This window comes from Pseudomonas sp. 05N433 (genome assembly GCF_056396925.1).
Window position 1 is genome coordinate 22,018 of record NZ_JBFTML010000065.1, and the last position, 9,730, is coordinate 31,747.

Consider the following 9,730-nt stretch of genomic DNA (forward strand, 5'->3'; position numbering starts at 1 on the left):
CCGTTACTGGCGATTGCGACGGGCGTTACGGCCGGCCAGCAACAGGATGAGGACCAACAGGATGCCACCGGGAATCAGCCACAACAGCGACGGTGTGCGCCAGGCGTCCAGCCCCTTGGGTTCTTCGTGGTCGATCAATTGGCTGCCACTGGGGTCCTGGGTGTCGAAGGTGGTCAGCGTACCGTTGTCACCGAGGATGGCGACGTCGCCGCGACTCAGCAGAACCTGCCTGGCGAAGCGGGGGGCGTCGGTGCCCAGTGTGCGATAGACCAGACCGTGCTGGCCGCCGCTTTCCACGGCTTGCAACGAAGCCAGGTGGTTGAGGGGATGCACGTCGAGCAACACCTGATCCTTGTGATTGATACGCAGGCGGCCCTGCTCGTCGACCTGCACCGACTCTTTACTGTCCTTGATCGGCAACTCGAAGGCCAGGAAGGCTTTGTCTGGCGTGACTGAGACTTTCGGGTCTGCGCTGATATTCAATTGCGCACGCAGCGGCGAAACACCGGCGGCGTCAGCCACCGAAATCACCTGCGGCAAACTGCTTGCCGGGTGTTCGAGGTAGGCCTGCGGCACGAGGATCTGCGCGTTCACGGCAAAGCGTGCAGCCATGCCGGAAAAGTCATCATCCAGCGCAGTCTTTTCCAACACGATATGGCTGGTCGGTAGCACCGAGACCGGGAAGGCTTGTGGCGTTTCGAGGCAGCGATCACTGACCGGCTGGCGCTGGAACGACACACGCAGCACGTTGGTCGAGCCCACGGCGTAACGTGGGATCCGCGCTTCAATGCGTTGCTTTTCTCCGTTGGCCACGAGCTGTTGTGCGCCAATCAGATAATCGTTGAGAAACAGCGAGGCCACCGGCGCGGTGTCCGAGGCGCCGGGTGCGGCGGACACATCGATCACCGCCTTCACCGGCAGACGTCCGTCGTAGGCCACGCTGCCCAGAGGGAACGAGGTGCTCCAGTCGGATTTGGCCAGCACGTCGATCGCGCCGGGTTTGCCGCCCAGGCGCGACAAGGCCACACGGCCGTCGGCGCTCAATGGCAACTGTGCTTCGCTGACGGTCAATTGGCGGCTGCGTGCCAGTGTGTTCCAGGCGGAGCTGAACAAGGCCAAGGCCTTGCCGGTCGCTTGCGGTGCGATCGTCAGCACCGGGCGTGTCCCCAGCAATGCCAGGCGCACATTGTCCGTGCCGGTGGCGGCCAGGCCTGCATTGATATGCCGCACACGCCATTGCGCGAAGGCGCTGGCTGCGGTGGCGTCGAGACCTTGAATCTGACTTTGCAGCGCATCCAGAGACTCATTGACGGCCTTGAGCAGTTGCGGGTCGTTGATGGCCAGATCCGCCTGGACGTTCGGGGTTTGCCCCAACATCAGCAGCGCGCCGATTTGCGCCGGGTTCTCCAGGACGTGCGGGCCTTTGCCGCTGAGGCTGGCGAACGCTGGAATAGTTTGCAGCTCGGCCGGGATACGCAGGCCGGTCAGGTCAACGCTGTCCTGTACGGCAGGATAGGGCAGGATGTGGCTGTGCTTGCCGATCCGTTCCAGTGCCACGCCCAGACGCCAGGCGGCGTCGTAGCTTTCGGCGGTTAGGGTGCCCGGCGCGACCATGATCCCCGGTTTGCCGGGCAGTGCCGTCCAGGCTGCACCAACGTCCTGTAACTGGCTGGCGTCGTAGCTGTAGTTGAGGCGGGTGTCCGGTTCGATACGCAATACGTTGCCGATGGCGCGTTCGTCTTCGCACAACACGCGGGACACGATCGACGACCAGGCAATACCCAGGCGCACCGACCCGCTGTCACGCGCGGTCTTGTCCACGCCCAGCGTGGCGCTGGCGTCACCTTGAGCTTCGCTGAGCCCTTCGGCGCGCACCGGATAACCGTCCAGCGACAGCAGCAAGGTGTTGCGGCCGCCTTCGCCGTTGAGGTAGCTGGCGTCGAAATTCAGCGTGGCATCGGTCAGTGGTACGCCCGCCGGCACGGGTAAATACAATTCGCGCCGGGCATCGGTGGAACCCAGGATGATGGGGGCGTCGATCCCCAGATCGCTCAAGCGGATCTCACGCTCCTGCCGAGTGTCGGCGTTGAGTCGGTTGATCGCCTGGGTGAGCGGGCTGTCCGCGGCCAAGGCGAAGGTCGGCATGAGCGCGAGCAGGCTCACGCCACAGGCAAGGGCGCTGAGCGCCCCCGTATGGATGGCAACGGAAGACTTCATTCAGGTAGATCTCGAGCTGATAAGGGGAGGAGCGGTTCGGTTTAGAGAGAGGTGAAAGCCGGGTAATTTTCCTCGGGCACAGGCACCGCTGTCGGGTAATGCAGGAACTTGGGCAATGACTGCCGAGCGACGACGAACTCATCGACCGGACGACCCATCAGCGCGTCGACGATGCGCGCACTGGCGTAGCCATCGCCGTATGGGTTGGCCGCCTGGGAGCATCGACGCCACAGCAACTCGTCATCGAACAACGCGTTGACACTCGCGATGATCGAGTCCGGCGAGGTCCCGACCAGGCGCACAGTGCCCGCCGCGACCGCTTCGGGGCGCTCGGTAACGTCACGCATGACCAGCACGGGTTTACCCAGTGAGGGGGCTTCTTCCTGCACGCCACCGGAGTCGGTGAGGATCACGTGTGCCCGTTGCATCAGGCGCACGAAAGCCAGGTAGTCCAGTGGCTTGATCAGGTGCACATTGGGCAGGTCGCCCAACTGCTCGGTGACCGGGCCCATGACATTGGGGTTCAAGTGCACCGGATAGACGATCTGGATGTCGGCACGCCGGGCCAAATGGCTCAGGGCCTTGCAGATGTCGAGGAAGCCTTCGCCGAAGTTTTCCCGACGATGCCCGGTGACCAGCAATACCTTGCGGCCGGGTTGCAGGAACGAGAATTGCTCATCCAGGCCTGCACGCAGGTCAGCGTCCTGTTCGATGCGCTGCGCGGTCATCTGCAAAGCGTCGATCACCGTGTTGCCGGTCACGAAAGAGCGCCCCTGCAAACGCTCGTCGAGCAGGTTTTTTTGCGACTCGTGGGTCGGCGCAAACAGCATGTCCGCACCCAGGTCGATGCAGCGACGATTCATTTCTTCCGGCCATGGGCTGTAGATGTCACCGGTGCGCAGGCCGGCTTCCACATGGCCGACCGGGATGCGTCGATGGAACGCAGCCATCGCGGCCACCATGGCCGAAGTGGTATCGCCATGTACCAGCACCCGATCCGGCTGGGCCATTTCCAGCACCGGATCAATCGCCTCGTAAAGCGCCGCGGTCAGCGAATTAAGCGTCTGGTGCGGCGTCATCACATCGAGGGTGTAATCGGCCTTGAGGTTGAACAGATCCAGCACCTGTTTAAGCATGCTTTGATGTTGGCCGGTGATGCATATCTGCGAATGAATGCCAGGTTCCGCAGCGAGGGCTTTGACTAAAGGCGCCATCTTGATGGCTTCAGGACGGGTACCGAAGATCGAAAGGACTTTAAGCCTTGAATGATGGCGGACGATGATGCCTTCCTCGCGCAGTTCTAGTGCGCAACACAAAAGCTGCCCCAAGTTATATTGAAACTTGAGCCACGCTAGCGTTATTTGAGTTTAGTAAAGGCCGGGATAGTCAGCGTGAGCGCTGATGTTCACTTCATGTGAGAGGGGACGTCGCCTGGAAACCCGGAAGCTGCCGGATTATTAGCATCAAAGGTGAATATTTTAAAGCGTTATGTGTGGGTTTTTATTTAATTATAAAGTTTGAAACTTTTATATTCGTGGTCGGTCACTTATGGTTTTTAATGATTTTATGAGGTTTTTATTTAAGTGTTGTTGAAGTTTTATATTGTTGATTTGTATGGCTATTTTATATTTTTACTCCGTTCGTCAGTGCGTATGAATTATTCATGGGTTGTAACGGTCGCGTCGGCGCTGTAAAGGGTCTGTTTCTCTGAAGAATGGTGGTTGTGGCGGTCACTTAAATGACGCCTGAATATTGTCGCGATGCAGTAGGGTAATAAGTTTTTGTGAAAGGGTAAATGACGTATTAATAGGAGTTGATGTTTGAATAAAGTGTTCGCCAGTGTACTCGGCCGTGTTTCAACAGAATCAGCCGATAGCAGTTCCTTTGCCATCAGCGTTTTCTGCGAGTCGAGCGCAAGTCCGCTCCAGGCCTATCGCAGCCTGTCATGGCTGACCAAATAGACCTCGGCGGACAGTCAGGACGCTAGCGTCAGGTTTCGGATCGATGAGCCGCCCAGTGTTTCATCTCTTCGGCAATGAAGTGGTTCACCAGGTCGCTGTACATCTTCTCGATGGCATCCGGGCTCAGGCCCTCGGCTTCGGCCCATTCGCGTCGTGTTGCCAGCATGGCCTTGAAACGCTCCGGAGCGCGCACCGAAGTCACCGAGGTCTTGAACTTCGAGGCGGCCAGCACGTAGTGAAAACGCTTGCCCAACAGCTTGATAACGGCCTGGTCCAGGGCGTCGATTTCGCGTCGGATATCTTCCATGCCTGCACACTCTGCGGGCTGCAACTGATTGATGACTTCCATGTAGGTGACTCCGTTTGTTGAAAAAATCGTGGGATTCAAGTTTTGATTTTACGACGGCTATGCAGCCTCGCGAGCGCTGATAAATTCGATGAGTGCTTTCAAGGCGGGTGGCACATGGCGCCGGCTTGAGTAGTAAAGAAAGAACCGGCTGGGCGGTGCTTTCCACTCCTGGAGTATTTCTCTGAGATGCCCGTTCCGGAGATCGTCGCGCACCAGCTCCTCGTAGACATAGGCAATACCAGCGCCGTCTTTCGCTGCCTGGATCATCAGCGCATCGTCTTCCAGAATCAGCGGGCCGGTGACGGATAACCGTATCGGTTGACCGTCGGCTTGATACTCCCAGGCGTAAAGTTTGCCACTGGGAAAACGCCTGGCAATGCACGCATGGTCGAGCAAGTCGCGGGGGACGTGCGCGGTTCCCTTCGCGGCCAGATAAGCATCCGCGGCTACGGTCACGAACGATTGAGGTGCGCCGACAGGGACTGCGATCATGTCACCGGCCAGGCTTTCACCAAAGCGGACTCCAGCGTCAAATCCCTCATTGACGATATCGGTCAATCCATCATCGGTGATCAGGTCCAACTGAATACGTGGATACATGGCCACGAAGGGCGCCAGCACTTTCGCAAACACGATGCGAGCCGCCGGACGCGCCACGTTGAGGCGAAGTTTGCCAGTGGGCACTTCCTGCATCGAGGTCAATTGCGCCAATGCATCGTTAACCTGGTGCAGGCTCGGGACCAGCGTCGCCAATAGCTGCTGGCCGGCCTCGGTCGGGGTCACGCTACGAGTGGTTCGGTTCAGCAGTCTGATGCCCAAACGTGCTTCCAGCGCTCGCATTGCGTGACTCAACGCGGAAGCCGAAACGCCACGTTCGTCGGCGGCCTTGCGAAAGCTGCGATGGCGAGCGACGGCGGCAAAGGCGTCGAGTTCAGAGAGATCGGGGTGATGACTCATGAGTTTTGTTCAGTAGTTCAAATACGATTACCTATCTTATCGTCATGAGACCTCTGCCGGATACTTCCTCCATCATTCGTGGAGAGGTGGCTATGCAAAACAATCGTCTTGGATCATCGGATTTTCTGATTTCACCGATTGGCCTGGGAACCTGGGCAATCGCCGGCACCGGCTGGGAGTACAGTTGGGGAGCGCAGGATGACAAGGACAGCCTGGGCGCACTTGAATATGCCGTCGAACGCGGCGTGAACTGGATTGACACCGCTGCGGTTTATGGCTTGGGCCATGCAGAGCAATTGGTGGGGCAATTGCTGCGGCGGGTGCCGGCGTCACGGCGTCCTTTGGTGTTCACCAAAGGCAGTTTGGTCTGGGACCCGGTCACGAAGAAGATTTCGCATTCACTGGCCCCTCAATCCTTGCTCGCCGAGATCGACGCAAGCTTGCGCCGGCTTCAAGTCGAGACGATCGATCTTTATCAGATCCACTGGCCTGCTTTTCCTGCCGACGCCAGCAGTGAAGGCATTGAAGTGGCGCTTTCGGCTTTGRCCGCCGCGCGCGATCAAGGAAAGATCCGCGCGATCGGTGTATCGAATTTCGATGTCGCTCAACTCAAGCGGGCGCAGGAGGTGACAGWGATCGTTTCGCTCCAGCCGCCGTACTCGGCCTTGATGCGGGACATTGAGCAGGACGTTTTGCCATTCTGCGAGCAGGCCGGGATGGGGGTCCTTGCCTATTCCACGCTTCAATCAGGGCTGCTTTCCGGCAGCATGACGCGCGAACGCATTTCGCAACTGCCCGAAGACGATTGGCGCAAGGCCCGAAGTGCTGATTTCCAGGAACCCCGTTTGAGTGCGAACCTGGCATTGGTTGACGTCATGGCACGTATTGGAGAAAGGCACGGGGTGAGCGCTGCTGCGGTCGCCATCGCCTGGGTACTTCGCAAGCCGGTCGTGACGGGCGCCATTGTCGGAGCCCGCCATCGTGCGCAAGTAGACGGGCTGATTGCAGCCCTGGAGTTGCGCCTCAGCGCTGCGGAAATCGATGAAATTCGACCGTTCCTGCCGGCGGGCATGGGAACAAATGTCCCTGGTGCCGCCTGACACTATTGAGAAGAGTATGAGTGTTCAGTTTTGCATACTGAACGTAGGCGTTCGATGGGTAGCAGAGCGGTCGATCAAGATCGCAATGCTACCCACCACAACACCGATCAAGCCCGGCGGCGCGGTCAGCACCACCATCCACATGCGAGAGAAGTTCTGCAGTTGCAGCATAAGTGACGGCAGTTTCGCTTCGATCTCCTTGAGCAACGGCCGGATCTGCTGCGTCACCGATACACCTTGCTATCAGTTTTTGCACTCCGCCATCACCACATGACAGGTCGTCGGCGTGCCACCGGATTGGCCGGCATAGCGTATGCAGTTATCCATGGACTTTTGGCGAGCCTTGTCCAGGGTGGAGCCCCAGGCCAGGCCGCCCTCGCCAGCAGTGGGTAGCGCTTTTGCATAGCAACTTGAGCCTGCGCTTGAGTCTGCACTTGAGGCCGAGTAGCGGGCCGTGGAAGTTTTGCCCGCACAGCCCGCGGTCAGGGCCAGGTTGATGACGAGCAGGGAAGGGAGGATCCATGACGAACATTGGCGTGCTGTTTTGCCGATCATCCCGTTTCCCCTGTATCAAGAGGTTGGAGGCGTGTTTGTGGTCGTGTTCTATTCAGATTAGACGGTGTTACGCCTGCCTTGGTTAAAACGGCTCGTTAAATAAACGAGCCGTTGTTGTGAAGGTGTTCAGCGGGGCAAGTGCATGGATGTCAGATCACCTCAAAGGTGATCCGCATCAATCACAGCCTTGGCGAACGCCTGCGGATCTTCCTGCGGCAGGTTGTGGCCGATGCCGCCGCTGATCAGCCGGAACTCGTATTTGCCGGTGAAGCGCTTGGCGTAATCCTCGGGGGCCGGGTGCGGCGCACCGTTGGCATCGCCTTCAAGGGTGATGGTCGGCACGCTGATGGAAGGCGCCGTGGCCAGTTTCTGCTCCAGCGCTTCGTATCGGCTCTCGCCCTGGACCAGGCCCAGGCGCCAGCGGTAGTTGAACACGGTGATGTCGACATGGTCGGGATTTTCCAGCGCCTTGGCGCTGCGGTCGAAAGTGGCGTCGTCGAACGCCCATTTCGGCGAAGCCAGTTGCCATATCAACTTGGCGAAGTCGTGGGTGTTTTTCTCGTACCCGGCGCGACCGCGATCGGTGGCGAAGTAAAACTGATACCACCACTGCAATTCAGCCTTGGGTGGCAGCGGGTTCTTGCCGGCCGCCTGATTGCCGATCAGATACCCGCTGACCGAGACCAGCGCCTTGACCCGTTCTGGCCACAGCGCCGAGACGATGTCGGCCGAGCGTGCGCCCCAATCGTAACCACCGAGCACGGCTTGTTTGATCTTCAGCGCATCCATGAAGTCGATGACGTCACTGGCCAGTGCAGCCGGTTGGCCATTGCGAACTGTTTTATCGGACAGAAAATGCGTATCGCCATAGCCACGCGCATACGGCATCAGCACTCGATAGCCCTTCGCGGCAAGCAACGGGGCGACCTTGTCATAGCTGTGAATGTCGTACGGCCAGCCGTGCAGAAGAATCACCACTGGCCCATTAGCCGGGCCTGTTTCGGCGTATGCCACGTCCAGCAGGCCGGCGTTGACATGCTTGAGCGGGCCGAACGGGGAGGGTGTTGCATGAGTGGCACCAGCATTGACCGAGGTTGGCTGCGCCGCGGTGGTCGTTTGTGCGTGGGCCGCACCGAGAGCGCTGAACAGGGTAAACGCGAGGATCGACGAGCCGACCAGGCGGTGGCGGGTTTTGCCGGTTTTGTTCTGCAGTGCCATCTTCATGTGATGTCTCCGTTGCAAGTCGTTGGCCAGGGATCTGGCTGAGCCCCTTGAAACCTTGCTTGCATTTGAACGTAGCGACGTATCTGGTCTGTGTCGAATCGCAGGCCTGGTGAAAAATCATGTATCAAGAGGCTAATCAGACACACTGTGATACATAAGGAGAGATCTCGGTATCAAATCGCATGTCTGAAAAAGGTGGGGCCATTGAAATTAAAGTTCAGCCACGTGGATGTTCTCGTCAAAGACCTTGAGGAAGCGTGCAAGTATTACGCCCGTGTCTTCAGCGCCAGAATTTCAAAGACACTTGATTGGCAGCGCGACGGTTTGCATGTGCGCTATGCGATCGTCATGTTTGGTACGGAGCGCCTTATGCTGGTGCAACCGTTTACCGGAAATCTCAAGGCTCTGATGGACGCCAACGGCGAAGGCACCATCTACCGGCACTGCTATTCCACACCGGACATCGAGGCAGCCTACGACGAATTGATCGACGCAGGCGTCCAGCCGGAAGATGAGAACGGCAAACCGCTGTCTCGCGATAACCTCCAGACGCCAAGTGGGACACGCATACTCTGGTTACCGAAACGCTTCGGGCATTTTTCTATTGAGTTGCTTGAAGAGAAAGAGCTGGAGGCATTTATCAAGGAGGCATTTGCCGAGGAGGGCTGAGGGAGGGCGCTCGGCATTGCCACGCTGACTAGCCGACTGGTCCAGGCTCTACGTGGTCACTGCGAGCGGATGTCGAGACTGACCCCCATAAACCGTGGCGCTAAGGAAGAGCGTGGGCCATCGACTGTCGTAGAGTGGAATTTTGCTGGTTAGCGCCATGGTGCTTCTTCATTGTGTCCACTGGCAACAAACTATGGTCGCTTGCTCCCGACAAAATAAAAAACAGCGCTGAGTAGGAAAAACACTATGCCAGCGATGATCAAACCGTACAAAAAGTAATGCTCATGGGGCGTTAGGTATACAACCGAACCGTGCGTATCCAGCGGGTAGGTTTTTCCACTTTGAAGATCCGGCGTTCTCAGTCCGTGAGCATCAAAGTATTTCCAGGCAAAAAATGAAGAAAACCAAAAGCCTAAGGCCAGTACTCCCACGACGCGTTTAAGTGCATTCATTCTCTCGTCTCCCAGATTTTGTATCGCCAGATTGCCTCTGATTACAGATTGATCTTGTGAGCCGCTATCGGTATATCCCTCTCCTTCGGTGGTTTCGTCTTTTAATTGCAGCGTAGAAGATAAAGAAGATGGACGCGGCGTGCTCGATGGAGAATGTAATAAAGAAAAAGTTGTCAGTCATTGGGTGCGGCATAGAAGTGATTATTGTGTAAGCTTCCATTTGTCCGAATGTCACTGCGAAAATGG

10 protein-coding genes are annotated in these 9,730 nt (G+C 57.8%); 2 read left to right on the forward strand and 8 right to left on the reverse strand.

All coding sequences use genetic code 11. The features are described 5' to 3' along the window. Positions 1 to 3: 3 nt before the first annotated feature. The 4 genes from AC1DIS_RS25900 to AC1DIS_RS25915 form a co-directional block, all read right to left on the reverse strand. The gene (locus AC1DIS_RS25900) at positions 4 to 2,217 is read right to left on the reverse strand and encodes a hypothetical protein (protein ID WP_477748846.1); all 2,214 of its coding nucleotides are present in this window, start codon (positions 2,215 to 2,217) and stop codon (positions 4 to 6) included. 41 nt (positions 2,218 to 2,258) lie between these two features. Beyond that, positions 2,259 to 3,497 (reverse strand): non-hydrolyzing UDP-N-acetylglucosamine 2-epimerase, encoded by a 1,239-nt coding sequence (wecB, locus tag AC1DIS_RS25905; RefSeq protein WP_477743819.1) that lies wholly within the window; start codon positions 3,495 to 3,497, stop codon positions 2,259 to 2,261. A gap of 709 nt (positions 3,498 to 4,206) precedes the next feature. Further along, on the reverse strand, positions 4,207 to 4,527 hold the full coding sequence (locus tag AC1DIS_RS25910; RefSeq protein ID WP_111454019.1) for an isochorismate lyase: 321 nt from the start codon (positions 4,525 to 4,527) through the stop codon (positions 4,207 to 4,209). Between the two features lie 57 nt (positions 4,528 to 4,584). Next, positions 4,585 to 5,484: a LysR family transcriptional regulator gene (locus tag AC1DIS_RS25915; protein WP_018925615.1), complete on the reverse strand. Its 900-nt coding sequence runs from the start codon at positions 5,482 to 5,484 to the stop codon at positions 4,585 to 4,587. Between the two features lie 92 nt (positions 5,485 to 5,576). Here AC1DIS_RS25915 and AC1DIS_RS25920 point away from each other — a divergent pair, with 92 nt between their 5' ends. Next, entirely contained in the window at positions 5,577 to 6,584 is a 1,008-nt protein-coding gene (locus tag AC1DIS_RS25920) for an aldo/keto reductase (RefSeq protein ID WP_477781164.1), read from the forward strand. Between the two features lie 24 nt (positions 6,585 to 6,608). On the opposite strand, the gene AC1DIS_RS25925 is transcribed toward AC1DIS_RS25920, so the two are convergent. The 3 genes from AC1DIS_RS25925 to AC1DIS_RS25935 all read right to left on the reverse strand — a co-directional run bounded on the left by AC1DIS_RS25925 (position 6,609) and on the right by AC1DIS_RS25935 (position 8,363). Next, positions 6,609 to 6,812 carry a hypothetical protein gene (locus AC1DIS_RS25925; RefSeq protein ID WP_477743667.1) on the reverse strand — a complete coding sequence of 68 codons (204 nt, stop codon included), beginning with the start codon at positions 6,810 to 6,812 and terminating at the stop codon, positions 6,609 to 6,611. Between the two features lie 15 nt (positions 6,813 to 6,827). Further along, positions 6,828 to 7,139 (reverse strand): hypothetical protein, encoded by a 312-nt coding sequence (locus AC1DIS_RS25930; RefSeq protein WP_477743666.1) that lies wholly within the window; start codon positions 7,137 to 7,139, stop codon positions 6,828 to 6,830. A 159-nt stretch (positions 7,140 to 7,298) separates the two neighbouring features. Further along, positions 7,299 to 8,363, reverse strand: coding sequence for an alpha/beta fold hydrolase (locus AC1DIS_RS25935; RefSeq protein WP_477743665.1), 1,065 nt, complete (start codon positions 8,361 to 8,363; stop codon positions 7,299 to 7,301). A 204-nt stretch (positions 8,364 to 8,567) separates the two neighbouring features. Here AC1DIS_RS25935 and AC1DIS_RS25940 point away from each other — a divergent pair, with 204 nt between their 5' ends. Next, the gene (locus AC1DIS_RS25940) at positions 8,568 to 9,032 is read left to right on the forward strand and encodes a VOC family protein (RefSeq protein ID WP_086945144.1); all 465 of its coding nucleotides are present in this window, start codon (positions 8,568 to 8,570) and stop codon (positions 9,030 to 9,032) included. Positions 9,033 to 9,223: 191 nt separating this feature from the next. On the opposite strand, the gene AC1DIS_RS25945 is transcribed toward AC1DIS_RS25940, so the two are convergent. Further along, positions 9,224 to 9,484 carry a hypothetical protein gene (locus tag AC1DIS_RS25945; protein WP_064618677.1) on the reverse strand — a complete coding sequence of 87 codons (261 nt, stop codon included), beginning with the start codon at positions 9,482 to 9,484 and terminating at the stop codon, positions 9,224 to 9,226. Between the last annotated feature and the right edge of the window lie 246 nt (positions 9,485 to 9,730).